A 25123-nucleotide genomic window follows, 5' to 3' on the forward strand; every position below is an offset into this window, starting at 1 on the left:
CGCGCATGCTGATCGGCGCCGTGCTGCTGGTGGACGGCGTGGGCGGGCGCCTCGTCGAGACCGAGGCTTACGACCGGGAAGACCCGGCGTCGCACCGCTACACGGGGCCGACCGAACGCAACCGCGCGATGTTCGGCCCGCCCGGTCGCGCCTATGTCTATCGGTCCTATGGCATTCACTGGTGCCTGAATTTCGTGTGCCGCGAAGACGGGCACGGCGCGGGGGTGCTGATCCGCGCGGTGGAACCGCTTCAGGGCATTCCCACGATGCGCGAACGGCGCGGCCTCGACGATGTGCGCCTGCTCTGCGCCGGACCGGGGCGTGTCGGGCAGGCGCTGGGGATCGTGCATGCGTTCAACGGCCACCGACTCGATCGTGCGCCGTTCAAAGTACTTGCGGCGACGGGCGACGAGAACATCCTCGAAGGACCGCGCATCGGCATCAGCAAGGCCGCGGATGTTCCGTGGCGGTTCGGGCTGAGCGGATCGAGGTTCCTGAGCCGACGGTTTCAGGCTCGCGCTTGACGCTCAACGCTGAATGATCGTCTTGCCGTGATAGCTGATCTTCGCGGGTGGCGAAGCAGGCGAATCGACGGTCGGCATGGGGGCATAAGCCGGACCCGCGCCCATCACCTGTGTCGACAACATCGGCCGGGCCGATGCGAACGCGGGCGCAGGCGCCGACGAGCGCGTATCCGACGCCACCACGCTCATCGTCGAGAACTGGACGTCCTTCGCGATGCTCGCTGGAACCACCGCCACGTTGCCCAGGGTCCTGTGGGGCACCTGCAGCGCCGCCACCACGGCGCGATCGGTCAGCAACGGCGATGCGGAAGCACCGGCCTGGCGGCGAGGCGCGGATTCGGCCAGGTTCGCCGACTGCACGGCCGGACAGTTGGTGGCCGCGGCATCGAAGACCATGTGGCCGCCGGGGAAGGCGCGCGGCACCGTGTCGCCCACGTGCAGGCGCATGTCCACGGGCGGCGTCTGCGCGTTGTAGACGACGTTGTTCGAGCGGTCGTACACGGTGTAGCAGGCCAATGCATTGACGCTGGCCGCCCCGAGGATGCACAGCAGAGCGATCTTCGATTTCATGTCCCTGACCTTTCGCCGGACGCTGGGGCCGGCCTTTGGTGATTCGATACCGGGATGATGAAGAACGATCCGCAACGGTCGCGCAGGCGCGTCTACCGCCCTGGCGCAGGCTGGGGCGAGCAGACGATGTCAGCCGCATTCCCTACGCTGTAGCGAGAAGTTACCAGTGTGGCGGGGAGTGTCCGGGCGGAACGGATGGACGTGTCCAACTTGCCGGCGTGCGCGCGAGCTTCGCGCTGTGCCGGATCGCGCCGAGGGCGCCGAATCCGCTGGCGGTGACCTCGACATAGGGGTCGATCGCGGGCCGCTTCGCCGTGAGTCCACCCTCGACGCGGCCAAGCCCGCGCAGCCATTGCGCCGTCTGCGCGAGCGACACGCGCACATGCCAGCTGCCGCCTTCGCGCTGCTGGCGCGCCAGCGCAGCGGCCGCGCCGAAAGCGATGAGGTAGCCCGTGGCCTGGTCCAGGATCTGCATGGGCATCGGCCGCGGCTTGCCGTCGCCCTGTGCAAGGCCTTCGGCATGGTTGAAACCCATCGCGGTCTGCACGAGGGAGTCGAAACCGCGTCGTTGCGACCACGGGCCTTGCGGGCCGTAGGCGGAGAGCGAGACGTACACGATGCCCGGGCGCCGCTGCGCGACGTCTTCGAAACCGAAACCCAGATCGCGCAGGCCGCCCGGCCGATAGCCCTGCACGAACACATGCGCGTCCTTCACCAGGTGGTCCATCGAAGCGCGGCCGGCCTCGGTGCGCAGGTCGACGTGCGCGGAGCGCTTGCCGCGGCTCGTGTCGGCCACGGCTTCGATGTTGGGCAGGTTCGGCGACGTGACCATCATCACGTCGGCGCCGTACGCCGCCAGCGCACGCCCGCCCACGGGGCCGGCCAGGATGCGCGTGAGATCGAGGACGCGCAGGCCTTCGAGCGGACGCTGCGATGCGTCGAGCGGCGGCAGGTCCAGCACGGGCGCATCGCGCACGCGCTCCATCGTCATCGGCGGCTGGCCCGCGATGGCTGTTCCCTGCGGCGACGCATCCCATTCGTCGAAGGTGCGCAAGGCGCTCGCCACCAGGCCCCGCTGCGCGGCCGCGGCCTCGAAGTCGAGGGCGTGCCACGACAGCATCGCGCGCTCGGCGTCTTCGCGCGAGGCCCGGACCGGGTCCAGGCCCAGCAGTTTCAGCGCGCCTTCGCGGTGGTGCGCGAAATTCGCATGGATGCGCACCCAGCTGTCGCTGGCGCGATAGAGGCCGGAGAAGGCGTCCCACGGATCGGGCACGCGGCCGTCGATGCTGAACCAGGCCAGGCACTCGACCGACGCATGCTCGATGTCGACCGAGACGCCTTGACGCGGCACGCCGCGCACGTGGCCGACCTCGCACGCCGCGAGTGCCGCGGCGGCGATCGTCGACTGCGCCGCGGTGGCGACCGCGAACGAAGACGGAAAGACCGGGTCGGCTCCCGTCAAGCTGCATTCGCGCAGCGCATCGCCCGGCAGCCCGGCGAGCCGCCACAGGCCTTCGAGCGCGCGGGCGCCGGTCATCTTATGCGAGAGCGGTGCGAACGCCCTTCAGGCGATGAGCGTCACGCCGGTCTTGGACTGCACCTGCTCGAAGCTCGTGTCCGGCGCGAGCTCGACGACCTTCAGGCCCTTGTCGGTCACGTCGAACACGCCGAGATCGGTGATCAGTCGGTCCACCACGCCCACGCCCGTGAGCGGCAGGGTGCATTGGGGCAGGATCTTCAGGTCCTCGGTGCCGTCCTTCTTCTTCGCGACGTGCTCCATCAGCACGATGACGCGCGGCACGCCCGCCACGAGGTCCATCGCGCCGCCCATGCCCTTGACCATCTTGCCGGGAATCATCCAGTTGGCGAGGTCGCCCTTCTCGCTCACCTGCATCGCGCCGAGGATCGAGAGGTTGATCTTGCCGCCGCGGATCATCGCGAAGCTGTCGTGGCTGCCGAAGATGGACGAGCCCTTGATGGTGGTGACGGTCTGCTTGCCGGCGTTGATGAGGTCGGCGTCGACCTCGTCCTCGCGGGGGAAAGCGCCGATGCCCAGCATGCCGTTCTCGGACTGCAGCCACACTTCCTTGTCGCCGGTGTAGTTGGCCACGAGCGTGGGGATGCCGATGCCGAGGTTCACGTAGAAGCCGTCCTCGAGTTCCTGCGCCGCGCGCGCGGCCATCTGGTCTTGGGTCCAGGGCATGTCGTTCTCCTCAGGCGGGACGAGTCGTGCGCTTCTCGATGCGCTTCTCGGGGGTGGCGTTGAGCACGAGCCGGTTCACGTAGATCCCCGGCAGGTGGATGTCGTCGGGCGCGAGCTCGCCCACTTCCACGATCTTCTCCACCTCGACGATGCAGACCTTGCCGGCCATCGCGACGGCGGGGTTGAAGTTGCGCGCCGTCAGGCGGAAGCGAAGGTTGCCGCTCGTGTCGGCGACGTCGGCCTTCACCAGCGAAACATCGGGGACGAGCGAACGCTCCATCACGTACTGCTCGCCGTCGAATTCACGAATCTCCTTGCCCTCGGCGACCATCGTCCCGACGCCGGTCTTGGTGAAAAACGCGGGAATGCCCGCGCCGCCCGCGCGCAGCTTCTCGGCGAGCGTGCCTTGCGGCGTGAACTCGAGTTCGAGCTCCTTCGCGAGGTACTGCCGCTCGAACTCCTTGTTCTCGCCGACGTAGGACGAAATCATCTTCTTGATCTGCCGCGTCTCCAGCAGCTTGCCGAGGCCGAAGCCATCGACCCCCGCATTGTTGGAAATGACCGTGAGGTCCTTCGCGCCGCTTGCGCGCAACGCCTCGATCAGGGCCTCGGGAATACCGCAGAGCCCGAAGCCGCCGACGGCCATCAGCTGGCCGCTGCGCACCACGCCGTCGAGGGCGGCAGCCGCGTTGGGGAAGATCTTGTTCACCGTTCATCTCCTGCTAGAAACCCGTACGCGCACGCGCGCAGCGAGCCGCTACGATACTACCTATGGGTTTAGGTAGTAATTCGTAGAAGCTTACCCCGATGGACGTCGACTACAGGCTCGCATTCGACCTCGCCCCGGTGGGCCTGTGCGTCTCGCGCAATCGCAACATCGTGGACTGCAACCGGCAGCTGTGCGAGATGTTCGGCTGGTCGCGCGAGAACCTCATCGGCCAGTCGTTCATGGTGCTCTACCCCAGCGTCGACGAATACGAGCGCCTCGGCGCACGCATGGCGCCGATCCTCAACGCCAAGGGGCATTACGCCGACGACCGCATCATGAAGCGCGCGAGCGGCGAGGTGTTCTGGTGCCACGTCACCGGCCGCTCGCTCAATCGCGAAGACCCGCACGAGGCGGGCATCTGGTCGTTCGAGGACCTCAGCTCGCAGCGGCCGGTGAAGGCGGAACTCACGGCGCGCGAGCGCGAAGTGGCGGCGCGCTTGCTCGACGGCCTGACCTCCAAGGAAATCGGCAAGACCCTCAACATCTCTCACCGCACCGTGGAAATCTATCGCGCGCGGCTCATGCGCAAGTACCGCGCGAACACCACGGCCGATCTCGTCCACAAGCTGATGGCCGGCGTCTAGTTTCTTGTCCCCGGGCGGGTGGCTCTGCCGTGCTGTACACATTTGTGACTTTCTGTGAGCCACGCGCACATTCCGCGCGACAGTGGCGTAAGGTGAGCCCATGAACGCGAGGTTTCGCAAGGGACTGATCTTCGCCGCGGCGCTGGCGGCAGGCCTGCTCGTGCTGTGGGGCGTGCAGCGCGCCGTGCAGAAGCCGCCGCCGCCGACACAGGCGTCGCAGATCGCCGCGCCGAAGCCCGCGAGCGCGCCGTCCGATTCGTCGGCCTTGCCGGCGGCCCAGGTGATCACGGCGAAGCATCCGACCGGTTGCGACCTCGATCCCGTGGCCCAGGCGAATGGCAGCCGCGACGGCCAGTTCACCCTGCGCACCGGCCTGGCCCACGGGAGCGCGCCGGAGCCTACCGCCTATGTGACGGTGGCGCGCGAGGCCGCCGCGGACGGTCGCCTGCGCGATGCCGAGATTGCATTGATCACCGCATGCCAGCTGGCGGGGGAAGCCACACCCGCGCCATCGACGCCGCTGGCCGACATCCAGATGAAGCTTGCCGAGCACTACGCGGCGCTCGGCGCCACGGACCGTGCGGGCGAATCGCGCAGCGAGTTCCTGCGGCGCGCGCAAGTGCTTTTCGCCGCGAGCGAGCAGTCGTACGAGCACGTGCTCGGCCGGCAGGCGTCGAAGACGCGCATGGCGGCGCGCAAGCTCGCGTCGCTGAACGACCCGGCGTCGCTCATGGCGTCGACCCCGCCCGACACCGGCTCGATGGGCGCGGCGCGCGAGCGCGTCGCGAGCGACGAGGAGCTGTCGCAGATCGACAGCGACATTCGCCGCCTGCAGGCGCAGGCGAGCGCGCTCACGCGCGACCCCGAGGGCTTCCGCCGCCGCACCGAGTACGCCGATTCGCGGCAGGCGCGCTGCACCGACCGCGAATGCCTGCAGCGCTGGTATCAGCAGCGGCGCGCGCAGTTGCTGCAGGAGTTCTGAAGGCTGTCAGGCGTCGATCACTTCCGAGCCGACGCGAAACGCATCGAGCGCCGCCGCAAACCCGCAGTACACCGAGGCGTGCAGGAAGATCTCCTGCAGCTCCTCGGGCGTCACGCCGTTGTTCAGCGCGCCGCGCACATGCACCTTGAGTTCGTGCGTCCTGCCCAGCGCCACGAGCATCGATACGGTGACGATGCTGCGGGTCTTCAGGTCGATGCCCCCACGCTGCCAGGTGTTGCCCCACGCGTGCTTCGTCACCGCTTCCTGAAGCGGCGCGGTGAAGGCCGTGGACCGGCCCAGCGCGGCATCGACGTAGGCATCGCCGAGCACGGCGCGGCGGGTGGCGAGGCCGGCCTGCGTGGCCGGATCGTCGCTCAGCAGATCGGGGGGGATCGGGGGCATGGAAGGACTCCTCTTTCGATGCGCACGATGCTACCCTTCGCGCCATGACCGCCGCCCGCTACCCCCTGCCCGACCTGGCCGACCTGCCCGAGGACATCCGCCTTCGCATCCTCGAGGTGCAGGAAAAGGCGGGCTTCGTGCCCAACGTGTTCCTCGCGCTGGCCCGCCGCCCCGCGGAATGGCGCGCCTTCTTCGCTTACCACGACGCACTGATGGAGAAGGAGGAGGGTTCGCTCACCAAGGGCGACCGCGAGATGATCGTCACGACGACGAGCGCGGCGAACCAGTGCCTCTACTGCGTGGTGGCGCACGGCGCGCTGCTGCGCATCTACGAGAAGAAGCCGCTGGTGGCGGACCAGGTCGCGGTGAACTACCGCAAGGCGGACATCACGCCGCGCCAGCGCGCGATGCTCGACTTCGCGATGAAGGTATGCCTGCGCTCCCACGAGATCGCCGACGCCGACTTCGAGGCGCTGCATGCGCACGGCTTCGACGACGAGGACATCTGGGACATCGCCGCGATCACGGCGTTCTTCGGCCTGTCGAACCGCATGGCGAGCTTCAGCAACATGGCGCCGAACCCGGAGTTCTATCTGCTGGGTCGCGTGCCGCGCGAGAAAACGAAGTAACCCCCGCGCACCGAGCCGCTTACCCCAGCTGCGCGCGGAACCACTCCGGCAGCGCCTTGGACTTCTGCGCCGGAAAGTCCACCCACACCGTCGTCGCGCCGCCGCTGGCGTAGACCACGCCCGGGTCGTCGGCGCGCTCCAGCGTGCCCCAGGTCTCGAACGAGCTGCGGCCGGGGTCGCTCACGTACATCTTCGCCAGCACGTCGCCGGGGTACTGGAACTGCTTGTGGAAGGTGCAGAACGCGTTGATGATCACCGGCCCCTCGCCGAGCGGATTGGGCGCGAACCCGCAGGCGTCGAACCACGCGATGCGGATCACCTCCAGGTAGCGGAAATAGGCCGCATTGTTCACGTGGCCCATGGCGTCCATGTCGCCCCAGCGGATGGGGAACGTCATTTCGTGGACGAGCTTCTTCTCTTCGGGCAGGACGAACTTCATCGATCGGGAAGGAAAGGTTTAAAGGCTGAAACCGTCGTCGGCCGCGACGACCGCGCCGTTGACGAAGTGACTTTGGTCGGAGGCGAGCAGCACGATCAGCGCGTCGAGGTCCTCTGGCTTGCCCAGGCGCTTGCGCGGCAGCATGCCGACGAGCTTGCGGCCCTGCTCGGTCGACCAGTGGTGGTGGTTGATCTCGGTGTCGATGTAGCCGGGGCACAGCGCGTTGACGTTGATGCCGAAGCGGCCCCACTCGATGGCGAGGGCGCGCGTCATGTGGATCACCGCGGCCTTGCTCATCGAATACACGCCGATCTGCGGCAGCGCGCGCAGGCCCGCCATCGACGCGACGTTGATGATGCGCCCGCCCGTGAACGTGCCCGGCGCCGCGCCCCGCGAGCGCGCGATCATGCGCTTGCCCACCTCCTGCGCCACGAAGAACATGCCCTTGGTGTTGGTGGCGAACACGAAGTCGTAGTCCTCCTCGGTTACCTCCTGCATGCGCTGCGTGGTGCTCACGCCCGCGTTGTTCACCAGGATGTCGATGGAGCCGACCTCGGTTTCGGCGTGGGCCACAGCGGACTTGATGCTGTCGACGTCGGTCACGTCGAGTTCGAGCACGTGCGCGTCGCCGCCCTCGCCCTCGATCTGCGCGCGCAGGGTCTTCAGTTTCTCGACGCGGCGGCCGGTCAGCACCACGGCCGCGCCCGCGCGGGCCAGCACTCGCGAGAACTGCGCGCCCAGGCCGCTCGATGCGCCGGTGATGAATGCGACGCGCCCGGAGAGATCGATGGTGTAACTCACGAAGGCAACCTTTCGAAATTGCGAATGCGGCCGCCGGGTCGCTCGGTAGAATCCCTGCGGCATTTCGAATCATTATGTGCGAGACCCCGACACCATGACCCAAGAAGAAATCCTGGCGCAGTATGGACCGCGCGAAGCAATGGAATACGACGTGGTCGTGGTCGGCGGCGGCCCGGCCGGCCTGGCCACCGCGATCCGCCTGAAGCAGCTGAGCGCCGAGAAGGGGCAGGACGTCTCCGTCGTCGTGCTTGAAAAAGGTTCCGAACCCGGCGCGCACGTCCTCTCGGGCGCCGTGATGGACCCGAAGGCGCTGGGCGAACTCATTCCCGACTGGAAGGAGAAGGGCGCGCCGCTCAACCAGCCCGTGACCGACGACGCGATGGTGTTCCTGTTCGGCAACGACAACGCGATGCGCGTGCCGAACTTCGCGCTGCCTTCGATCTTCCAGAACCATGGCAACTACATCGTGAGCCTGGGCAACGTCGTGCGCTGGCTGGCGCAGCAGGCCGAGGAACTGGGCGTCGAGATCTTCCCCGGCTTCCCCGCCGCGGAAATCCTCTACGACGAGAACGGCGCGGTGAAGGGCGTGGCCACCGGCAACATGGGCGTCGGCAAGGACGGCGAGCCGACCGAGAGCTTCCAGCTCGGGATGGAGCTGCACGCGAAGTACACGGTGTTCGCCGAAGGCTGCCGCGGGCATCTCGGCCGGCAGCTCATCGCGAAGTACAAACTCGACGAAGGGCGCGATCCGCAGACCTACGGCATCGGCATCAAGGAATTGTGGGAGATCGACCCGAAGAAGCACGAGCCGGGCCTCGTGGTTCACACGGCCGGCTGGCCGCTGCCGGACGACACGTACGGCGGCGCGTTCCTCTATCACATGGAGAACAACCAGGTCTCGCTCGGCTACGTGGTGGGCCTCGATTATTCGAACCCGTACCTCAGCCCGTTCGAGGAACTGCAGCGCTGGAAGACGCACAAGAACATCCGCTGGTACCTCGAGGGCGGCAAGCGCGTGAGCTACGGCGCGCGCGCGATCACGGCCGGCGGGCTGCTGTCGCTGCCCAAGCAGGTGTTCCCCGGCGGCGCAATGGTCGGCGACGACGCAGGCTACCTGAACGCGGCGCGCATCAAGGGCAGCCATGCGGCCCTGAAGACCGGCATGCTCGCGGCCGAGGCGGCGTACGACGCCGTGGTGGCGGGCCGTTCGCACGACGAACTGACGGCTTACCCGGCGGCATTCGAGAGTTCGTGGCTGCACGACGAGCTCAACCGCTCGCGCAACTTCAAGGCGTGGTTCAAGAAGGGCCTATGGACGGCCACGCTCATGAACGGCATCGAGCACAAGCTGCTGGGCGGCCGCGCGCCGTGGACGCTGCACCGCGACCGGCCCGACCACACCTACCTGAAGCCCGCGGCCGAGTGCAAGCCGATCGCGTACGCCAAGCCCGACGGCAAGCTCACCTTCGACCGGCTCTCGTCGGTGTTCATCTCGAACACCAACCACGGCGAGGACCAGCCCGCGCACCTGACGCTGAAGGATCCTGCCGTGCCGGTGCAGGTGAACCTGGCGAAGTACGCCGGCCCCGAGAGCCGCTACTGCCCGGCCGGCGTGTATGAGTTCGTGCCCGCCGAAGGCGGCGGCGAGCGGCTGCAGATCAACGCGCAGAACTGCGTGCACTGCAAGACCTGCGACATCAAGGATCCGACGCAGAACATCGTGTGGGTGACGCCGGAGGGCGGCGGCGGGCCGAACTACACGAACATGTAGGGCGTCGGCAGGCTCGTGGCGGAACTTGCGGACAGCCACTGGCCCGCGTTCCGTTACGGGAGTTGACCGAAGCGAACTTCCAGACGCTCGAGGCGGATGCGACAGAGTGTCTGAAGCACGAGGTTCCGACTCTCTTCCGAACCTCCCCTCACTCGCCCCACAGCGCCGCGATCGGGACGGCGAACATGTCCGGTCCGAAGCGCAGGATGAGTTCTCCGTCGTAGAGGACCACGCCTCGGCGGAATCCGTCGCCTGCGATGTCGCGAAGCTTCGCGAGGCCCCGGAAGTCCACTTCGCGCACCGTGCTGCCCGCCTTGACTTCGACACCGATCACCGCGCGCGCGCCCTGCTCGATCACGATATCCACCTCATGGCCGTCACGATCCCTGAAGTGGTGGAAGGCCACGTCCCCCGCCATTGCCTCCGACTGGCGGCGCAACTCCTGGAACACGAAGGTCTCCAGCAGCGGTCCCAGCACCTCGCGGTTCGCGGCCAGGTTGCTTTCCTCGATCCGCAGCAGCGCGCAGGCGAGGCCCGTGTCGCCCACGTGAACCTTGGGCGTCTTCACGAGCCGCTCCAGCCTGCGCAGGTTCCAGGGCGGCAGCGTCTCGATGAGGAACAGACGCTCGAGGAGCATGAGGTATTCCCGGATCGTGGGCCTGCTGAGCTGAAACGGACCCGCCAGTTCGCTGACGTTGGAGAGTTGGGCCGTTCGTCCCGCGGCCAGCTCCATGAGGCGCGGGAGCACGTCCAGTGCGGCGATGCGGGCGAGGTCGCGAACGTCTCTCTGGATCAGCGCCTGCACATAAGCGCGATACCACTCGCGGCGGCGCCGGCCGCTACGGACCAAGGCTGCCGGATAGCCGCCGGCCACGATTCGCCGCAGGAGATCTCCACCCGCCCGCTCATGCCGCTGTGTCGCCAGCTCGCCCGATGTCAGTCGCTCGAGGAAGCGCCCCGGTCTGCGCTGAAGCTCGCACTGGGCCAGGGGATGCAGTCTGACGGATTCCATTCGCCCGGCCAAGGAGTCCGCCAAGGCGGGCTGCAGCAAGACGTTGGACGAGCCGGTAAGCAGAAATCGGCCGGGCGAGCGATCTTTGTCGACGGCCGCCTTGAGGGAAGTGAAGAGCTCGGGAACCCGCTGAATCTCGTCCAGCACCATCCTGCCGGGCAGGTCCGCAACGAAACCCACGGGATCGGTCCTCGCGGCCGTGGCGAGGTTGTCATCGTCGAAGGTGAGATAGCCGTAGCCCAGCGGCTGCGCGATCGCCTGCGCGAGCGACGTCTTTCCGCTCTGGCGCGGGCCGTGCAGGAGGACCACGGGCGTATCCGCCAGCGCGGTGGCGAGCGGCTGGGCGGCAAGCCTGGGGTAGTTTCCGGGGTCGTCCATGGTCCGGCTGATTGTAAGTCAAGCGCTCGCTGATTGAAAGTCCATGGTCCGCTGATTGAAAGTCTACAGCCTTCCATTCGAAGCGTGACCGACGTTCGGCGCACCCGGTTACAATCCCGCCCGTCAGGAGAGAGCTTCGCAACGTGGTCAGCGAAGCCGCCGAAGGCGCAACAACGCTCAGGCACCCAGGACTGACAAGCGCGCCGCATCGTCGGCGCGTCACCTTGCTGGAGAGAGGCGCTGCGCGGTTGAGCAGCGCCCACCGAAGGAGCAAACCCGTCGCGGGTGAATCTCTCAGGTAAAGCGGACAGCAGGGGCCCGAACCCCATGGCGCGGCATAGCTGCATTACCATGGCCCGTAGCCCCTTTCCCTCTTTGGAGAGCCGCTTGTCGACGAGCCAGCAAGAGCTTCTTGAAACGCCCCTCCATGCGCTGCACCGCGAGCTCGGCGCGCGCATGGTCCCCTTCGCCGGCTATTCCATGCCGGTGCAGTACCCCGACGGCCTCATGGCCGAGCACCATCACACGCGCAGCGCCGCGGGACTGTTCGACGTCTCGCACATGGGCCAGCTTCGGCTGGCCGGCCCGGACGCGGCCGCCGCCTTCGAAACGCTGATGCCCGTGGACGTGATCGACCTCGCGCCGGGCAAACAGCGCTACGGCCTGCTGCTGACCGACGAGGGCACGATCATCGACGACCTGATGTTCGCCAACCGCGGCGACGACCTCTTCGTCGTCGTCAACGGCGCGTGCAAGGACGGCGACATCGCGCACATCCGGCGGAAGATCGGCTCGCGCTGCGAGGTGACGACGATGCCCGAGCGTGCCCTGCTCGCACTGCAGGGGCCCAAGGCGGTCGATGCGCTGTCCCGCCTCGTGCCGGGGGTGGAGAAGCTCGTGTTCATGACGGGCGAGCGCTTCGACTGGGAAGGCCACGAACTCTTCGCCACGCGCAGCGGCTACACCGGCGAGGACGGCTTCGAGATCTCGATCCATCGGGACGCCGCGGATGCGTTCGCGCGTGCCCTGCTCGCGCAACCGGAGGTCAAGCCCATCGGACTCGGCGCACGCAACTCGCTGCGGCTCGAAGCCGGGCTGTGCCTCTACGGCAACGACATCGACACGACGACCACGCCCGTCGAGGCCGCGCTGAACTGGGCGATCCAGAAAGTGCGGCGCACGGGCGGCGCGCGCGCGGACGGCTTTCCCGGCGCGCACAAGGTGCTGGCGCAGTTGAGCGGCGCACAGCCGCTTGCGCGCAAGCGCGTCGGCCTCGTCGCGCTCGAGCGCGTGCCCGTGCGCGAGCACACCGAACTGCGCGATGCGCAGGGCGAGCGCGCGGGCGAGGTGACGAGCGGCCTGCTCGCCCCCACCTTCGGCCAGCCCATCGCCATGGCCTACGTGCGTCCCGAGCTCGCGAGCCCCGGCACGCGGATCGACGCCATCGTGCGCGGCAAGCCCGTGCCCATGGAAGTAACCGCCATGCCCTTCGTCCCCCACCGTTACCACCGGGGCTGAACGCCCCCCAAGGAGAAACCGATGACCATGAAATACACGGCCGAGCACGAGTGGATCCAGCTCGAAGACCATGAATACGCGCTGGTCGGCATCACGCTGCATGCGCAGGACGCGCTGGGCGACATCGTGTTCGTGGAGCTGCCCGAAGTGGGGCGCACCTACCAGAAGGGCGAGCAGGCCGGCGTGGTCGAGTCGGTGAAGGCCGCGGCCGACATCTACATGCCGGTGACCGGCGAAGTGACCGAGGTGAACGAGGCGCTGCGCGGCGAGCCCGCCATCGCCAACAAGGACCCGATGGGCAACGGCTGGTTCTTCAAGCTGCTCATCAAGGACATGGCGGAGTTCGACGTGCTGATGGACGAGCCCGACTACGCGAAATTCGTCAAAGAGAATTCCTGATCCCCAAGGCCCGATCCGCATGCTGATGCAATCCGCCCGGCCGCTCGACGAGCTGGAAAACCCGACCGAGTTCCTTCCCCGCCACATCGGCATCGACGCCGAGGGCGAGCGGCACATGCTGTCCGCGATCGGCGAGGCGTCACGCCGCGCGCTGATCGACGGCATCGTGCCGCGTTCGATTGCCCGTGCGAGCGCGATGAAGCTGCCGCCCCCGGCCACCGAGGCCGCGGCGCTGGCCGAGCTGCGCGCCATCGCGAACAAGAACCAGGTCTTCAAGAGTTTCATCGGCCAGGGCTACTACGGCACGCTCACGCCGGGCGTGATCCTGCGCAACATCCTCGAGAACCCCGCCTGGTACACCGCGTACACGCCCTACCAGGCCGAGATCAGCCAGGGGCGCATGGAAGCGCTGGTGAACTTCCAGACGATGGTGTGCGACCTCACCGGCATGCCCATCGCCAATGCGTCGATGCTCGACGAGGCGACGGCCGCCGCCGAGGCGATGACGCTCGCGAAGCGCAGCGTGAAGAGCAAGAGCGAGACCTTCGTGATCGGCGGCGACTGCCATCCGCAGACCATCGAGGTCGTGCGCACGCGCGCGAAGCCGCTGGGGATCGAGGTCGTGGTCGCGAATTCCGCGCCCGAGTGGGAGGCCGCGATGGCGCTGCAGCCCTTTGCCGCGCTGATCCAGTATCCGGCCAGCAGCGGCTGGGTGTACGACTGGAGCGGCGACGTGAAGAAGCTGCATTCGCACGGCGCGGCCGCGATCTTCGCGACCGACCTGCTCGCGCTCACGCTGCTCGTGCCGCCGGGCGAATGGGACGCAGACATCGTGGTCGGCTCGACGCAGCGCTTCGGCATGCCCATGGGATGCGGGGGGCCGCATGCGGCCTTCCTCGCCTGCCGCGACGAGTTCAAGCGTTCGATGCCGGGACGGCTGGTCGGCGTGAGCGTCGACAGCCACGGCAATCCGGCCTATCGCCTCGCGCTGCAGACGCGCGAGCAGCACATCCGCCGCGAGAAGGCGACGTCGAACATCTGCACGGCGCAGGTGCTGCCCGCCGTCGTCGCGAGCATGTACGCGGTCTATCACGGGCCGCAGGGTCTCACGCGCATCGCGCAGCGCGTGGCCTCGTACACGGCCATCCTGTCGCGCGGGCTGGCCGAACTCGGCTGGAAGCGTACCCATCACGACAGCGCGTTCGACACGATCTCGCTGCACACCGGCGAGGCGACGGCGGAGCTCGTCGCGCGCGGGCACGCGCTGCGCGCCAACCTGCGCCGCGCGTGGGACGAGTACATCTGCATCTCGTTCGACGAGACGACCACGCGCGACGACGTGGAGCTCGTGTGGAAGATCTTCGCGAAGCCGGGGCAGAAGCTGCCCACCTTCGCCGCGTTCGAAAAAGGCATCGAGCCGCTGATCCCCGCCGAGCTGCGCCGCACGAGCGCGTTCCTGTCGCATCCCGTCTTCAACACGCATCACAGCGAGACGGGCATGCTGCGCTACATCCGCGGCCTGTCGGACAAGGACCTCGCGCTCGACCGCACGATGATCCCGCTGGGCAGCTGCACGATGAAGCTCAACGCCACGAGCGAGATGATCCCGATCACCTGGCCCGAGTTCGCCAACGTGCATCCGTTCGCGCCGCGCGAACAGCTGCAGGGCTATGCGGAACTCGACGCCGGCCTGCGTGCCTGGCTGTGCGAGGCGACCGGCTACGCCGGCATCAGCCTGCAGCCGAATGCCGGCTCGCAAGGCGAATACGCCGGCCTGCTCGCGATCAGGGCATGGCACGAGAGCCGGGGCGAGGCGCACCGCAACGTGTGCCTGATTCCGTCGTCGGCCCACGGCACCAACCCGGCGAGCGCGCAGATGGCGGGCATGCAGGTCGTCGTGACGGCGTGCGATGCGAACGGCAACGTCGACATGGCGGACCTGAAGCGCAAGTGCGAGCAGCATGGCGCCAACCTCGCCTGCATCATGATCACCTACCCGAGCACGCACGGCGTGTTCGAGATGCAGGTGAAGGAACTGTGCGAACTCGTGCATTCGCATGGCGGCCGCGTGTACGTCGACGGCGCGAACATGAACGCGCTGGTGGGCGTGGCCGCGCCGGGCGAGTTCGGCGGCGACGTGAGCCACCTCAACCTGCACAAGACCTTCTGCATCCCGCACGGCGGCGGCGGACCGGGCGTGGGACCGGTATGCGTGGTCGCGGACCTCGTGCCCTTCCTGCCCGGCCATGAAGCCGGCGGCATCGCCGGGCATCCGGTGGGCGCCGTGTCCGCCGCGCCGCTGGGCAATGCGGCCGTGCTTCCGATCAGCTGGATGTACTGCCGCATGATGGGCGCCGAGGGCCTGCGCCAGGCGACCGAGGTCGCGATCCTCAGCGCCAACTACATCAGCGCGCGGCTGCGCGACCACTACCCGACGCTCTACGCGAGCGAAAACGGCCACGTCGCGCACGAGTGCATCCTCGATCTTCGGCCGCTGAAGGAGTCGAGCGGGGTCACCGCCGAAGACGTGGCCAAGCGGCTCGTCGACTACGGCTTCCATGCGCCGACGCTGAGCTTCCCGGTGCCCGGCACGCTGATGGTGGAGCCGACCGAGAGCGAGACGCTGGAGGAGATCGACCGCTTCGTCGACGCGATGATCGCGATCCGCGAGGAGATCCGCCGCATCGAGCGCGGCGAGTGGCCGCAGGACGACAACCCGCTGAAGCATGCGCCGCACACCGCGGCCTCGCTGCTGAAGGGCGAGTGGACGCATGCGTACGAACGCGGCGTCGGCGCGGCGGTGCTCGACGAGCGGCGGCATGCGAAGTACTGGCCGCCCGTGGGCCGGGTGGACAACGTGTACGGGGACCGCAACCTGTTCTGCGCGTGCGTGCCGATGTCGGCGTACGAGTGAAGGCGCGGCGCGGCGCCTGCAAGCCCTGGATTGCCGCCTCCGCGGGAATGACGGGGCGTTGATGGACCACCTGCTCGTCATCCTCGCCGGCGCCGCCATCGCGGCCTTCGTCCAGGGCCTGTCGGGCTTCGGCTTCGCGATGACCGCCATTTCGATCTGGGCCTGGGTCCTGGAGCCGCGGCTGACCGCCACGCTGGGCGTCTTCGGCGCGCTCGCCGGCCAGGTGTTCACGATGATCAGCACGCGCCGCGGCTTCGGCTGGCGCGCCGTCATGCCCTTCCTGCTCGGTGCCCTCGCCGGCCTGCCGCTGGGCCTGTGGCTGCTGCCGCGCCTCGACGTGCCGATGTACAAGGCCGTGCTCGGCACGATCCTCGTCGTGGTGTGTCCGCTCATGTTCTTCGCGCCGAACCTGCGCCGCATCACGGCGGGCGGCAAGTTCGCCGACGGCGTGGCCGGCGCGCTCGGCGGCGTGATGGGCGGGCTCGGTGGCTCCACCGGCGTCGTGCCCACGCTGTGGTGCGCGCTGCGCGGCTACGACAAGGACGAGCAGCGCTCCATCATCCAGAACTTCAACCTCGCCGCGCTTGCCGTCACCTTCGCCTGCTACGTCGGCACGGGCATCGTCACGCGCGACATGCTGCCCCTCTTCGCCCTCGTGGTGCCGGCGATCGTCCTTCCCTCGCTGGCGGGCCGGCGCATGTACATCGGCATCGGCGAACTCGCTTTCCGCAAGGTCGTGCTGGGGCTGCTGACGCTCGCCGGGCTGATGATGCTCGGCTCCGCGTTGCCGGTGCTGCTGGCGCGGTAGCGCGGGTTTCCGGGCACAATCGCCCGCAGCAGGAGATGTTGCTTGGCGCTCAAGGCATTCGTCGTAGAAGACAACCCGTCGATCCGTCAGGGGCTCGTGGACGCCCTGGCCGACCTCGCGGGCATCGACACCAGCGGGACCGCCACGACCGAGCAGGGCGCGGTCGCGTGGCTCACCGAGCCCGCCAACCGCTGGGATCTCGCCATCGTCGACCTCGTGCTGGTGCCGGGCGGCGGCAGCGGATTCGGCGTGCTGCGCGCGCTGAAGGACCGACCGCCGAACCGCAAGATGGTCGTGCTGACCGGCTCCGCGAGCCCCGACGTGCGCAAGCAGTGCCTCGCGCTCGGCTGCGACGGCGTGTTCGACAAGGCGATGGAGACCGAGGCGCTCATCGACTATTGCATCGCGCTCGCCCGGGCGCAGGCCCCGGGGGCGTGAAGGATGACGCCATGAGCACGCCCGCCATCCTCGTCGTCGACGACAATCCCGACCACCTGGAGCTCACCATGCTCGCGCTCGGCGAGTGCTGCGACGAGGCGGACGTGATGACGGCCTCCGACGGCGTGGAGGCGCTCGACTGGCTGCTCGGCCGGGGCGCGCACGCCGGACGCGACACGTCGCAGCAGCCGCGTCTTGTGATCCTCGACATGAAGCTGGTGCGCATGCATGGCCTCGAGGTGCTGCGGGCGATCCGTGCCGACCCGCTGACCGCGACGCTGCCGGTCGTCATGCATTCCTCCTCGACCGAGAAGAACGACATCTCCACCTGCTACGCGAGCGGGGCCAACAGCTACGTGCGCAAGGCCACCGACTTCGACGAGCTGCGCCGCAAGATGCGCCAGCTCTACGAGTTCTGGGTCACGGTGAACGAGCAGCCGCGCGAGCTCGGCTAAGCCTGAGCCTCTTTCGCCGCGCCCGCGGCCTGCCGCAGCGCCTGCTCGAAATATTCCGGCGGCTGGCCGCCCTGCACCAGCCATTTGTCGTTGATGACGACCGAGGGCACGGCGGTGATTCCCATGCTCTGCCAGTACTGCTCGGCCTCGCGCACCTCCTGCGTGAAGCGCTTGTCGTCGAGCACCGCCCTCGCCTCCTCGCGATCCAGGCCCGCTTCGGCCACCGCGTCGAGGAGCACGGACGCATCGGCCATGCTGCGGCCCGCGCCGTGATACGCCTTCAGCAAGGCCAGCTTCAGCGCATGCTGCAGCGCGGCCGACTGCAGACCCGCCCAGTGCAGCAGACGGTGCGCGTCGAATGTGTTCCAGATGCGCCCGCGGCCGACCGGGCTGAATTCGAAGCCGACGGCCGCGCCGCGCTGGCGGATGTTCTCGCGCGCGGCGGACTGCTGCTCGGGCGTGCTGCCGTACTTCTGCGTCAGGTGCTCGGTCACGTCCTGCCCCTCGGCGCCCATCTGCGGATTGAGCTCGAAGGGCTGGAAGCGCAGCTCGGCGTCGATGTCGGGCGACACCTTCTCGAGCGCGCGCTCCAGCGACGCGAGGCCGACTGCGCACCACGGGCACGCGACGTCGGAAACGAAATCGATCTTGACGGAGGTCTTCATCCCCCCACACTACCCGTAATCGGCTGGACGATCCCGGTGATGTAGCTGGAACACACAGGCGCAGCAAGGAATAAGTGCGCGGGCCGCTTGAAGTCCGTACTCTTGCGGCAGGACGCGGCCGATGCCCGCGCAGGGACATGAAAAGCTCAGCTCGTCCTTTGCGCCCGCCACGCGCACGCCGTCGCCACGAGCCCCAGCCCGGCCGCCGCTGCGAAGACGACTTCCAGGCTCCAGCGTGATGCAAGGGCACCGCCCGCCAGCACGCCGAGCACCCCGCCCAGGCCATAGCCGATCACCGTGAAAAGCGCCTGGCCGCGGGCGCGCAGCCGGCCGGGGAAATGCTTCGTCACCATCGCGATGCAGGCCGTGTGGTGCGTGGCGAACGTCAGGGCATGCAGCGCCTGCGCGACGAAGAGCGCGGCCAGCCAGCCGCCCAGCCCGGCCGTCAGCGCCATCCGCACGAGCGTCGCCACGCCGCAGATCATCAGCCAGCGCTCCATCGTGAAGCGCCCCATCCACCGCCCCTGCGTCCAGAACCACGCGATCTCGACCACCACCGACACGCCCCAGAGGATGCCGATGGTCGTCTTCGCGTAGCCGAGCGCGTCGAGGTAGAGCGACAGGAAGCCATAAATGGCGAAGTGCGCCATGACGTGGAAGAAGAGGGAGGCGAAGAACCAGCGCACCGCCGGCTGGCGCAGCACGGGGCCGATGGGCTCCTTCGCCTGCTCGGCATGGCGCGGCGCCTCGCGCAGGTCGGGCAGCCACAGGGTGCAGAGGAAGACGAGCGCGAGCGAGGCCACCGTCCACTCGGGGAAGCTGCCCATGCCATGGCCCTCGAACCACGCGCCGGCCGCGAACACGGTGACGAGGAAGCCGGCCGAGCCCCACAGGCGCACGCGGCCGTAGCGGCCCCAGTCGCCGGCCACGAGATGCGCCATCGCCGCCTCGGTCAGGGACATCATCGAACTCGTGTGCGTGAAGAGCACGAACAGCACGAAGCCCAGCCACCACACGCCGCCCTCGACATACAGCCCGGCGCAGCACAGCAGCGCGATGAAGGAGCTGATGCGCAGCAGTTTCACCCGCTCGCCCGTGTGGTCGGACAGCGCACCCCAGGCATACGGCGCGAACAGCCGCGTGGACGACTGCACCGAGGCGAGCAGGCTGATGACGAGGATGGGGTAGCCCTGCGCCTTCAGCCACAGCGGCAGGTACGGATTGAAGAAACCGATGTGCGCGAAATAGACCGCGCCGAGCGCCGCGAAGGGAATGAGCGGGCGGTCGGCCTTCGCCAGGCCCGCCATCAGAGGAAGGACGACTCGATGGGGGCGAGCGGCGCGACCACGTCGCCGCACTGGGCGCGATGGCGCAGCGCATGCTCCATCACCACGAGCGCGAGCATCGCCTCGGCGATGGGCGTGGCGCGGATGCCCACGCAGGGGTCGTGGCGGCCCTTGGTGATGACCTGCGTCGGCTGGCCCTGGATGTCGATGGTGTCGCGCGGGCTGATGATGGAGCTCGTCGGCTTGATGGCGATGGACACGTCGAGGTCCTGCCCCGTGCTGATGCCGCCGAGCACGCCGCCCGCGTTGTTGCCGGCGAAGCCGGCGGGCGTGAGCGAATCGCCATGCACGGTGCCGCGCTGCGTGACGCTGCCGAAGCCGGCGCCGATCTCGACGCCCTTCACCGCGTTGATGCCCATCATGGCGAACGCGATGTCGGCGTCGAGCTTGTCGAACAACGGCTCGCCCAGGCCCACTGGAACGTCCGACGCCGTCACGCGCACGCGCGCGCCGCACGAGTCGCCCGACTTGCGCAGGCCGTCCATGTAAGCCTCGAGCTTCGACACATCGGCCACCGGCGCGAAGAAGGGGTTGTTCGGGACGTGGTCCCAGCTTTCGAAGCCGATGGCGATGTCGCCGACCTGCTGCATGCAGCCGCGGAATTCGGTCCCGTACTTCTCGCGCAGCCACTTCTTGGCGACGGCGCCGGCCGCGACCATCGGCGCCGTGAGCCGGGCCGACGAGCGCCCGCCGCCGCGCGGGTCGCGTAGGCCGTACTTGAGCAGGTAGGTGTAGTCGGCGTGGCCGGGGCGGAATTTCTGCGCGACCTCGCTGTAGTCCTTGCTTCGCTGGTCCATGTTGCGAATCAACAGGCAGATCGGCGTGCCGGTCGTGCGGCCTTCGTAGACGCCCGAGAGGATTTCGACCTTGTCTTCCTCCTGCCGCTGCGTCACGTGTCGGCTGGTGCCGGGGCGGCGGCGGTCGAGGTCGGGCTGGAGGTCGGCCTCGGACAGTTCCATGCCGGGCGGGCACCCGTCGATCACGCAGCCGATGGCGGGTCCATGGGACTCGCCGAAGTTGGTGACCGCGAAAAGATTGCCGAAGGTGCTGCCGCTCATGCGGCGATTATCCCAAACGGGCGGGAACGGTTGATGCATGGGCCCTGTCGCGGTGCCGAATCCGGCGCCGAGGAGCCGATGCATGCTGGACCGAACCCAGACCCTGTTCTCCCACGTGAAGCCCGCCGACACGGAATACGTCTCCGGCGGACTGCGCGACTTCTTCCTCTACCGCGACCTCGGCGTCGCGGAAGCCACGCACGGCAAGGTGATCGCGCACCTGGTCAAGGCGAACATGGCACCCGAGAAGGGCACGGGCTGGCACCGCCATGAAGCGGACTTCCAGATCGTGATCATGCTCAAAGGCTGGGCGCGCTTCATGTACGAGGACAAGGAGACGCTGGTGTCCGCCGGCGACTGCGTGCATCAGCGCCCCGGCATCCGCCACTACCTGTTCGACTACTCGCCCGACATGGAGTACCTGGAGATCGTGTCGCCGGCGGACTTCAAGTCGGTGGACGTCGAAGCGCCCTGCGCGGTGCCCGATCCGACGCCCTGGGCGTAAAACGAAGACGTTTCGCCGCCGGGCCGCCCCAAGGCGAAACAGCCCCCTCGGGGGGGAGCGATCCTCGCGATGCGGGGAGCGTGGGGGCTCAGAATTCCGCCTCGAGCTCGTCGATTTCCTCGGGCTCTTCGGCGGCTGCGGCCACCCATTCCTGCATCGCGGGCAGCTCCATCACCCGCTTGCAGTAGGCCATGCAGGCCTTGTCGAGCGGAATGCCGTAGGTGATGAAGCGCGTCACCACCGGCGCGTACATCGCGTCGGCGATGCAGGGCTTCGCGCCGAAGAGGAAGGGCCCGCCGTAGGCCGCGAAGCATTCGCGCCAGATGGCGAGCACGCGGTCGATGTCCGCCTGCGCGCGCGACCACACCTTGAAGTCCTTGAAGCGGGCCTTGATGTTCATGGGCAGCGCGCTGCGCAGCGAGGAAAAGCCCGAATGCATCTCGCCGCAGATGGCGCGGCAATGCGCCCTCGCCTTCGCGTCGGCCGGCAGCAGTAGCGCCTTCGGCTTGATCTCGTGCAGGTACTCGCCGATGGCGAGCGTGTCCCAGACGTCGATGCCGTTGTGCCGCAGCGAAGGCACGCGGATCGACGAGGCGAGCAGCAGCATCTCGGCCTTCATTGCCGGGTCGTCCGGCGGAATGATCTTCTCCGTGAATTCGAGACCGGCGAGCTTCGCCATCAGCCAGCCTCGCAGGGCCCATGCTCCGTAGTTCTTGCTGCTGATCGTCAGCACCGCCTTGGCCATGTCGCGCTCCGTTGCGGGGAGCACCACGCCCCCGTCGAACGCACCGAGCAAGCGTTGTGCCAAGACGGTGCGAAGCTGGCGCGCATATTGCTGTGCGTGCTGCATGCTCTATCACGCCTACCAGGCGCAATCGGATGCCACCGCGCCCTGGCGCCTCTGGGCGCAGCACCATGCCGGCCTGCTCTGGTGGGCGAACACCGAAGGCTCGGCGCTGCGCAAGATGTCGGCCGCGCTCGATGTCTTCTCGCGCATGCGGCTCACGCACACCCGGCCGGCCTACGGCATCGCCTCGGTCCGCATGGGCGAGACCGACGTCCCGGTCGTCGAGGAGAACGTGCTGCGGCTGCCCTTCGGCACGCTGATCCGCTTCCGCAAGGAGGGCGTGAGCGGCGGCCCGCCGGTGCTGCTCGCCGCGCCACTCTCGGGCCACTTCGCCACGCTTCTGCGCGAGACCGTGCGCACCCTGCTCGCCGACCACGATGTCTACATCACCGACTGGCACAACGCTCGCGACGTGCACCTGCGCCACGGCGCCTTCGGCCTCGACGACTACACCGACTACCTGATGCAGTTCCTGCGGCACATCGGGCCGGGCACGCACGTGGTCGCCGTCTGCCAGCCGTGCGTGGCCGCAGTCGCCACAGCGGCCCTGATGGCCGAGGATGAAGACCCGGCCCAGCCCCGCAGCCTGACGCTGATGGCCGGCCCGGTCGATTGCCGGGTGAACCCGACCGAGGTGAACCGGCTCGCGACCGGCAAGCCCATCGAATGGTTCGAACGCAACCTGGTGAGCCACGTGCCGCTGCCGCATGCCGGCCACATGCGGCGCGTCTACCCCGGCTTCCTGCAGCTCACCGCCTTCCTGAGCATGAACCTGGAGCGGCACCAGCAGCAGTTCCGCAACCTCTTCGACCATCTGGTCAAGGGCGAGGTGGAACAGGCGGACGTGATCCGCGTGTTCTACGACGAGTACCTGGCCGTGAACGACCTGCCCGCGGAGTTCTACCTGGAGACGGTGGAGAAGGTGTTCCAGACCTACGACCTCGCGGCGGGCACGCTCACCTATCGCGGCCGGCCGGTGCGTCCCTCGGCGATCCGCCGGACGTGGCTCCTGACGGTGGAAGGCGAGCGCGACGACATCTGCTCCGTCGGCCAGACGGTCGCGGCGCACGACCTCTGCACGCGCATCCCGCCCTTCATGAAGCTGCACCACATCCAGACCGGCGTGGGGCACTACGGTGTGTTCAGCGGAAGGAAGTGGAATGGGCAGATCTACCCGCGCGTGCGGGAGATGATCCACGGGGCGGCGTAACGCTTCGGCCGCCCGGGGGGCTCAGAGCTGCGCGGACGGCTGCTCGTCTCCGCTCGCCGGCCAGTCGCGGATGTAGGCCTTCAACATGCGGTTCTCGAAGTTCTGGCTGTCGACGACGGCCTTCGCGACATCGTAGAAGCTGATCACGCCCATGAGCATGCGCTGGTCCATCACGGGCATGTAGCGCGCGTGCCGCTCGAGCATCATGCGGCGGACCTCGTCGAGCTCGGTTTCGAGCGTGCAGGTGGTGGGATGGTCGTCCATCGCCGTGCGGACGGTGGTTTCGCCGACCGTATGGCCGTTGCGCACGATGCACAGGATGACTTCGCGGAACGTGAGCATGCCCACGAGGTCGCCGTGTTCCATGACCACGAGCGAGCCGATGTCCTTTTCGGCCATGACGTCGATGGCGCGGGCCAGCGGCTCGCCGGGCGTGACGGTGTAGAGCGTGCTGCCCTTCACGCGCAGGATGTCGCTGACTTTCATGGCCTCATCTCCTTTGCTTCCCTCTGCCGCCTCCCTGCGACGACGGGTCGAAATGAATATAGCCCACAATGCCGCAGGGCACCAGAGGCGGTGCCAAGGAGGATTGCTTCATGCCCGGTTACTCCGATCCCGGCTTCGACACGCTCGCGCTGCACGCGGGCGCCGCGCCCGACCCGGCGACGGGCGCGCGAGCGGTGCCCATCCACCTGAGCACGTCCTTCGTGTTCGAGTCGAGCGACCATGCGGCGGCGCTCTTCAACCTCGAACGCGCCGGCCACGTCTATTCCCGCATCAGCAACCCGACTACTGCCGTGTTCGAGCAGCGCGTGGCCGCGCTCGAAGACGGCATCGGCGCCATCGCGACCGCGAGCGGCCAGGCGGCGCTGCACCTGAGCGTGGCCACGCTCATGGGCGCGGGCTCGCACATCGTCGCGAGCACGGCGTTGTACGGCGGCTCGCAGAACCTGCTGCATTACACGATGCGCCGCTTCGGCATCGAGACGACGTTCGTGAAGCCGGGCGACATCGACGCGTGGCGGGCGGCGATCCGGCCGAACACGAAGCTGCTGTTCGGCGAAACGGTGGGCAACCCGGGGCTGGACGTGCTCGACATCCCGACGGTCTCGGCCCTCGCGCACGAGCACGGCGTGCCGCTGCTGGTGGATTCGACCTTCACGACGCCCTACCTGATGAAGCCTTTGTCACTGGGCGCCGACCTCGTGTATCACTCCGCGACGAAGTTCCTCTCCGGCCACGGCACGGTGATCGGCGGCGTGATCGTCGACGGCGGCAGCTTCGACTGGGAGGCATCGGGCAAATTCGCCGAGCTGAGCGCGCCCTACGACGGCTTCCACAACATGGTGTTCACGGAGGAGTCGACGGTCGGCGCGTTCCTGTTGCGCGCGCGCCGCGAAGGCCTGCGCGATTTCGGCGCGTGCATGAGTCCGCACACGGCATGGCTGATCCTGCAGGGCATCGAAACGCTGCCGCTGCGCATGGAAAAGCACATGGCGAACACGCGCAAGGTGGTGGAGTTCCTCGCGTCGCAATCCTTCGTCGAGAAGGTCGGCCATCCCATGCTCGAATCGCACCCCAGCCATGCGCTTGCGCAGAAGCTGCTGCCGCGCGGCGCGGGCTCGGTGTTCAGCTTCGACATGAAGGGCAACCGCGAACAGGGCAAGAAGTTCATCGAGACGCTGAAGATCTTCAGTCACCTCGCAAACGTGGGGGACTGCCGCTCGCTGGTGATTCACCCGGCGAGCACCACGCATTTCCGCATGAGCGACGAAGCGCTGGCGGGCGCGGGGATCGGCCAGGGCACGATCCGCCTTTCGATCGGGCTGGAAGATGCGGACGACCTCATCGACGACCTCAAGCGCGCCTTGAAGGCCGCGGAGAAGGGAGCCTGAG

Annotated in this window: 27 protein-coding genes, 1 pseudogene and 2 riboswitches; of the genes and pseudogenes, 14 read left to right on the forward strand and 14 right to left on the reverse strand. The window is 68.0% G+C overall.

Annotated features, from left to right (window positions below; translation table 11 throughout):
- On the forward strand, nt 1-524 hold a 524-nt coding region (locus AB7E83_RS24225), incomplete at its 5' end, for a DNA-3-methyladenine glycosylase (protein ID WP_428573401.1).
- Nucleotides 525-527: 3 nt separating this feature from the next.
- Here the strand turns inward: AB7E83_RS24225 and AB7E83_RS24230 are convergent.
- From AB7E83_RS24230 to AB7E83_RS24245, 4 genes are all read right to left on the reverse strand, one after another.
- Nucleotides 528-1094 (reverse strand): hypothetical protein, encoded by a 567-nt coding sequence (locus AB7E83_RS24230; RefSeq protein WP_428573402.1) that lies wholly within the window; start codon nt 1092-1094, stop codon nt 528-530.
- Between the two features lie 160 nt (nt 1095-1254).
- Entirely contained in the window at nt 1255-2631 is a 1377-nt protein-coding gene (locus AB7E83_RS24235; RefSeq protein WP_428573403.1) for a CoA transferase, read from the reverse strand.
- A 27-nt stretch (nt 2632-2658) separates the two neighbouring features.
- The gene (locus AB7E83_RS24240) at nt 2659-3297 is read right to left on the reverse strand and encodes a 3-oxoacid CoA-transferase subunit B (RefSeq protein WP_428573404.1); all 639 of its coding nucleotides are present in this window, start codon (nt 3295-3297) and stop codon (nt 2659-2661) included.
- Nucleotides 3298-3307: 10 nt separating this feature from the next.
- Complete coding sequence (locus tag AB7E83_RS24245) at nt 3308-4006, reverse strand: CoA transferase subunit A (RefSeq protein WP_428573405.1); 699 nt, start codon at nt 4004-4006, stop codon at nt 3308-3310.
- Between the two features lie 98 nt (nt 4007-4104).
- On the opposite strand from AB7E83_RS24245, the gene AB7E83_RS24250 reads away from it, so the two are divergent.
- A complete protein-coding gene (locus tag AB7E83_RS24250; protein ID WP_428573406.1) occupies nt 4105-4650 on the forward strand; it encodes a LuxR C-terminal-related transcriptional regulator in 546 nt (181 codons plus the stop codon).
- A gap of 100 nt (nt 4651-4750) precedes the next feature.
- Nucleotides 4751-5632, forward strand: coding sequence for a hypothetical protein (locus tag AB7E83_RS24255; RefSeq protein WP_428573407.1), 882 nt, complete (start codon nt 4751-4753; stop codon nt 5630-5632).
- A gap of 6 nt (nt 5633-5638) precedes the next feature.
- On the opposite strand, the gene AB7E83_RS24260 is transcribed toward AB7E83_RS24255, so the two are convergent.
- Entirely contained in the window at nt 5639-6034 is a 396-nt protein-coding gene (locus tag AB7E83_RS24260; RefSeq protein ID WP_428573409.1) for a carboxymuconolactone decarboxylase family protein, read from the reverse strand.
- Nucleotides 6035-6078: 44 nt separating this feature from the next.
- On the opposite strand from AB7E83_RS24260, the gene AB7E83_RS24265 reads away from it, so the two are divergent.
- On the forward strand, nt 6079-6663 hold the full coding sequence (locus AB7E83_RS24265) for a peroxidase-related enzyme (protein ID WP_428573410.1): 585 nt from the start codon (nt 6079-6081) through the stop codon (nt 6661-6663).
- A 19-nt stretch (nt 6664-6682) separates the two neighbouring features.
- Here AB7E83_RS24265 and AB7E83_RS24270 read toward each other — a convergent pair whose 3' ends face one another.
- Both AB7E83_RS24270 and AB7E83_RS24275 read right to left on the reverse strand, forming a co-directional pair.
- Entirely contained in the window at nt 6683-7102 is a 420-nt protein-coding gene (locus tag AB7E83_RS24270; RefSeq protein WP_428573411.1) for an acyl-CoA thioesterase, read from the reverse strand.
- An 18-nt stretch (nt 7103-7120) separates the two neighbouring features.
- Complete coding sequence (locus AB7E83_RS24275; protein WP_428573412.1) at nt 7121-7903, reverse strand: SDR family oxidoreductase; 783 nt, start codon at nt 7901-7903, stop codon at nt 7121-7123.
- Nucleotides 7904-7997: 94 nt separating this feature from the next.
- On the opposite strand from AB7E83_RS24275, the gene AB7E83_RS24280 reads away from it, so the two are divergent.
- Nucleotides 7998-9674, forward strand: coding sequence for an electron transfer flavoprotein-ubiquinone oxidoreductase (locus AB7E83_RS24280; protein ID WP_428573413.1), 1677 nt, complete (start codon nt 7998-8000; stop codon nt 9672-9674).
- A 148-nt stretch (nt 9675-9822) separates the two neighbouring features.
- On the opposite strand, the gene AB7E83_RS24285 is transcribed toward AB7E83_RS24280, so the two are convergent.
- Nucleotides 9823-11064 (reverse strand): ATP-binding protein, encoded by a 1242-nt coding sequence (locus AB7E83_RS24285; protein WP_428573414.1) that lies wholly within the window; start codon nt 11062-11064, stop codon nt 9823-9825.
- 114 nt (nt 11065-11178) lie between these two features.
- A riboswitch (glycine riboswitch) is annotated at nt 11179-11268 on the forward strand.
- A 13-nt stretch (nt 11269-11281) separates the two neighbouring features.
- A riboswitch (glycine riboswitch) is annotated at nt 11282-11385 on the forward strand.
- A 30-nt stretch (nt 11386-11415) separates the two neighbouring features.
- Between AB7E83_RS24285 and gcvT the strand changes: the two genes are divergently transcribed.
- From gcvT to AB7E83_RS24315, 6 genes are all read left to right on the forward strand, one after another.
- Nucleotides 11416-12582 carry a glycine cleavage system aminomethyltransferase GcvT gene (gcvT, locus tag AB7E83_RS24290; RefSeq protein ID WP_428573415.1) on the forward strand — a complete coding sequence of 389 codons (1167 nt, stop codon included), beginning with the start codon at nt 11416-11418 and terminating at the stop codon, nt 12580-12582.
- Nucleotides 12583-12603: 21 nt separating this feature from the next.
- A complete protein-coding gene (gene gcvH, locus AB7E83_RS24295; protein ID WP_428573416.1) occupies nt 12604-12981 on the forward strand; it encodes a glycine cleavage system protein GcvH in 378 nt (125 codons plus the stop codon).
- Nucleotides 12982-13000: 19 nt separating this feature from the next.
- Nucleotides 13001-15895, forward strand: coding sequence for an aminomethyl-transferring glycine dehydrogenase (gcvP, locus tag AB7E83_RS24300; protein WP_428573417.1), 2895 nt, complete (start codon nt 13001-13003; stop codon nt 15893-15895).
- Nucleotides 15896-15956: 61 nt separating this feature from the next.
- A complete protein-coding gene (locus tag AB7E83_RS24305; RefSeq protein ID WP_428573418.1) occupies nt 15957-16703 on the forward strand; it encodes a sulfite exporter TauE/SafE family protein in 747 nt (248 codons plus the stop codon).
- A gap of 42 nt (nt 16704-16745) precedes the next feature.
- The gene (locus tag AB7E83_RS24310) at nt 16746-17141 is read left to right on the forward strand and encodes a response regulator transcription factor (protein WP_428573419.1); all 396 of its coding nucleotides are present in this window, start codon (nt 16746-16748) and stop codon (nt 17139-17141) included.
- 11 nt (nt 17142-17152) lie between these two features.
- Entirely contained in the window at nt 17153-17596 is a 444-nt protein-coding gene (locus AB7E83_RS24315) for a response regulator (RefSeq protein ID WP_428573420.1), read from the forward strand.
- Here the strand turns inward: AB7E83_RS24315 and AB7E83_RS24320 are convergent.
- The 4 genes and pseudogenes from AB7E83_RS24320 to aroC form a co-directional block, all read right to left on the reverse strand.
- Nucleotides 17593-18261, reverse strand: a complete 669-nt coding sequence (locus AB7E83_RS24320; protein ID WP_428573421.1) for a DsbA family oxidoreductase — start codon at nt 18259-18261, stop codon at nt 17593-17595. The genes AB7E83_RS24315 and AB7E83_RS24320 overlap by 4 nt on opposite strands.
- A pseudogene (locus AB7E83_RS24325) lies at nt 18258-18365 on the reverse strand (short-chain dehydrogenase); the annotation flags it as partial. The gene AB7E83_RS24320 and the pseudogene AB7E83_RS24325, both read right to left, overlap by 4 nt.
- A 42-nt stretch (nt 18366-18407) precedes the next feature.
- Entirely contained in the window at nt 18408-19568 is a 1161-nt protein-coding gene (locus AB7E83_RS24330) for an MFS transporter (protein ID WP_428573422.1), read from the reverse strand.
- Nucleotides 19568-20665 (reverse strand): chorismate synthase, encoded by a 1098-nt coding sequence (aroC, locus tag AB7E83_RS24335; RefSeq protein ID WP_428573423.1) that lies wholly within the window; start codon nt 20663-20665, stop codon nt 19568-19570. The genes AB7E83_RS24330 and aroC overlap by 1 nt, the downstream gene beginning before the upstream one ends.
- Before the next feature lie 82 nt (nt 20666-20747).
- Between aroC and AB7E83_RS24340 the strand changes: the two genes are divergently transcribed.
- The gene (locus AB7E83_RS24340) at nt 20748-21170 is read left to right on the forward strand and encodes a cupin domain-containing protein (protein ID WP_428573424.1); all 423 of its coding nucleotides are present in this window, start codon (nt 20748-20750) and stop codon (nt 21168-21170) included.
- Between the two features lie 88 nt (nt 21171-21258).
- On the opposite strand, the gene AB7E83_RS24345 is transcribed toward AB7E83_RS24340, so the two are convergent.
- The gene (locus tag AB7E83_RS24345) at nt 21259-21915 is read right to left on the reverse strand and encodes a glutathione S-transferase (RefSeq protein WP_428573436.1); all 657 of its coding nucleotides are present in this window, start codon (nt 21913-21915) and stop codon (nt 21259-21261) included.
- A gap of 103 nt (nt 21916-22018) precedes the next feature.
- Between AB7E83_RS24345 and AB7E83_RS24350 the strand changes: the two genes are divergently transcribed.
- Nucleotides 22019-23227, forward strand: coding sequence for a polyhydroxyalkanoate depolymerase (locus tag AB7E83_RS24350; RefSeq protein WP_428573425.1), 1209 nt, complete (start codon nt 22019-22021; stop codon nt 23225-23227).
- Between the two features lie 21 nt (nt 23228-23248).
- Here the strand turns inward: AB7E83_RS24350 and AB7E83_RS24355 are convergent, their stop codons facing one another.
- A complete protein-coding gene (locus AB7E83_RS24355) occupies nt 23249-23713 on the reverse strand; it encodes a CBS domain-containing protein (RefSeq protein WP_428573426.1) in 465 nt (154 codons plus the stop codon).
- Nucleotides 23714-23823: 110 nt separating this feature from the next.
- On the opposite strand from AB7E83_RS24355, the gene AB7E83_RS24360 reads away from it, so the two are divergent.
- Nucleotides 23824-25122, forward strand: coding sequence for an O-acetylhomoserine aminocarboxypropyltransferase (locus AB7E83_RS24360; protein WP_428573427.1), 1299 nt, complete (start codon nt 23824-23826; stop codon nt 25120-25122).
- The last annotated feature ends 1 nt before the right edge of the window (nt 25123 follow it).

The organism is Ramlibacter sp. (genome assembly GCF_050250995.1).
In the GTDB taxonomy this organism is placed as follows: Bacteria; Pseudomonadota; Gammaproteobacteria; order Burkholderiales; family Burkholderiaceae_C; genus Ramlibacter.

What these genes read in the sequence shown, in the direction of transcription:
- AB7E83_RS24285 (WP_428573414.1), bottom strand. Translation starts at nt 11,064, where the DNA reads ATGGACGACCCCGGAAACTACCCCAGGCTTGCCGCCCAGCCGCTCGCC.
- AB7E83_RS24270 (WP_428573411.1), bottom strand. Translation starts at nt 7,102, where the DNA reads ATGAAGTTCGTCCTGCCCGAAGAGAAGAAGCTCGTCCACGAAATGACG.
- AB7E83_RS24330 (WP_428573422.1), bottom strand. Translation starts at nt 19,568, where the DNA reads ATGGCGGGCCTGGCGAAGGCCGACCGCCCGCTCATTCCCTTCGCGGCG.
- AB7E83_RS24260 (WP_428573409.1), bottom strand. Translation starts at nt 6,034, where the DNA reads ATGCCCCCGATCCCCCCCGATCTGCTGAGCGACGATCCGGCCACGCAG.
- AB7E83_RS24320 (WP_428573421.1), bottom strand. Translation starts at nt 18,261, where the DNA reads ATGAAGACCTCCGTCAAGATCGATTTCGTTTCCGACGTCGCGTGCCCG.
- AB7E83_RS24255 (WP_428573407.1), top strand. Translation starts at nt 4,751, where the DNA reads ATGAACGCGAGGTTTCGCAAGGGACTGATCTTCGCCGCGGCGCTGGCG.
- AB7E83_RS24250 (WP_428573406.1), top strand. Translation starts at nt 4,105, where the DNA reads ATGGACGTCGACTACAGGCTCGCATTCGACCTCGCCCCGGTGGGCCTG.
- AB7E83_RS24235 (WP_428573403.1), bottom strand. Translation starts at nt 2,631, where the DNA reads ATGACCGGCGCCCGCGCGCTCGAAGGCCTGTGGCGGCTCGCCGGGCTG.
- AB7E83_RS24340 (WP_428573424.1), top strand. Translation starts at nt 20,748, where the DNA reads ATGCTGGACCGAACCCAGACCCTGTTCTCCCACGTGAAGCCCGCCGAC.
- AB7E83_RS24280 (WP_428573413.1), top strand. Translation starts at nt 7,998, where the DNA reads ATGACCCAAGAAGAAATCCTGGCGCAGTATGGACCGCGCGAAGCAATG.
- gcvT (WP_428573415.1), top strand. Translation starts at nt 11,416, where the DNA reads ATGGCCCGTAGCCCCTTTCCCTCTTTGGAGAGCCGCTTGTCGACGAGC.
- AB7E83_RS24305 (WP_428573418.1), top strand. Translation starts at nt 15,957, where the DNA reads ATGGACCACCTGCTCGTCATCCTCGCCGGCGCCGCCATCGCGGCCTTC.
- AB7E83_RS24345 (WP_428573436.1), bottom strand. Translation starts at nt 21,915, where the DNA reads ATGGCCAAGGCGGTGCTGACGATCAGCAGCAAGAACTACGGAGCATGG.
- AB7E83_RS24350 (WP_428573425.1), top strand. Translation starts at nt 22,019, where the DNA reads ATGCTCTATCACGCCTACCAGGCGCAATCGGATGCCACCGCGCCCTGG.
- AB7E83_RS24355 (WP_428573426.1), bottom strand. Translation starts at nt 23,713, where the DNA reads ATGAAAGTCAGCGACATCCTGCGCGTGAAGGGCAGCACGCTCTACACC.
- AB7E83_RS24265 (WP_428573410.1), top strand. Translation starts at nt 6,079, where the DNA reads ATGACCGCCGCCCGCTACCCCCTGCCCGACCTGGCCGACCTGCCCGAG.
- AB7E83_RS24315 (WP_428573420.1), top strand. Translation starts at nt 17,153, where the DNA reads ATGAGCACGCCCGCCATCCTCGTCGTCGACGACAATCCCGACCACCTG.
- gcvH (WP_428573416.1), top strand. Translation starts at nt 12,604, where the DNA reads ATGACCATGAAATACACGGCCGAGCACGAGTGGATCCAGCTCGAAGAC.
- AB7E83_RS24240 (WP_428573404.1), bottom strand. Translation starts at nt 3,297, where the DNA reads ATGCCCTGGACCCAAGACCAGATGGCCGCGCGCGCGGCGCAGGAACTC.
- gcvP (WP_428573417.1), top strand. Translation starts at nt 13,001, where the DNA reads ATGCTGATGCAATCCGCCCGGCCGCTCGACGAGCTGGAAAACCCGACC.
- AB7E83_RS24360 (WP_428573427.1), top strand. Translation starts at nt 23,824, where the DNA reads ATGCCCGGTTACTCCGATCCCGGCTTCGACACGCTCGCGCTGCACGCG.
- aroC (WP_428573423.1), bottom strand. Translation starts at nt 20,665, where the DNA reads ATGAGCGGCAGCACCTTCGGCAATCTTTTCGCGGTCACCAACTTCGGC.
- AB7E83_RS24230 (WP_428573402.1), bottom strand. Translation starts at nt 1,094, where the DNA reads ATGAAATCGAAGATCGCTCTGCTGTGCATCCTCGGGGCGGCCAGCGTC.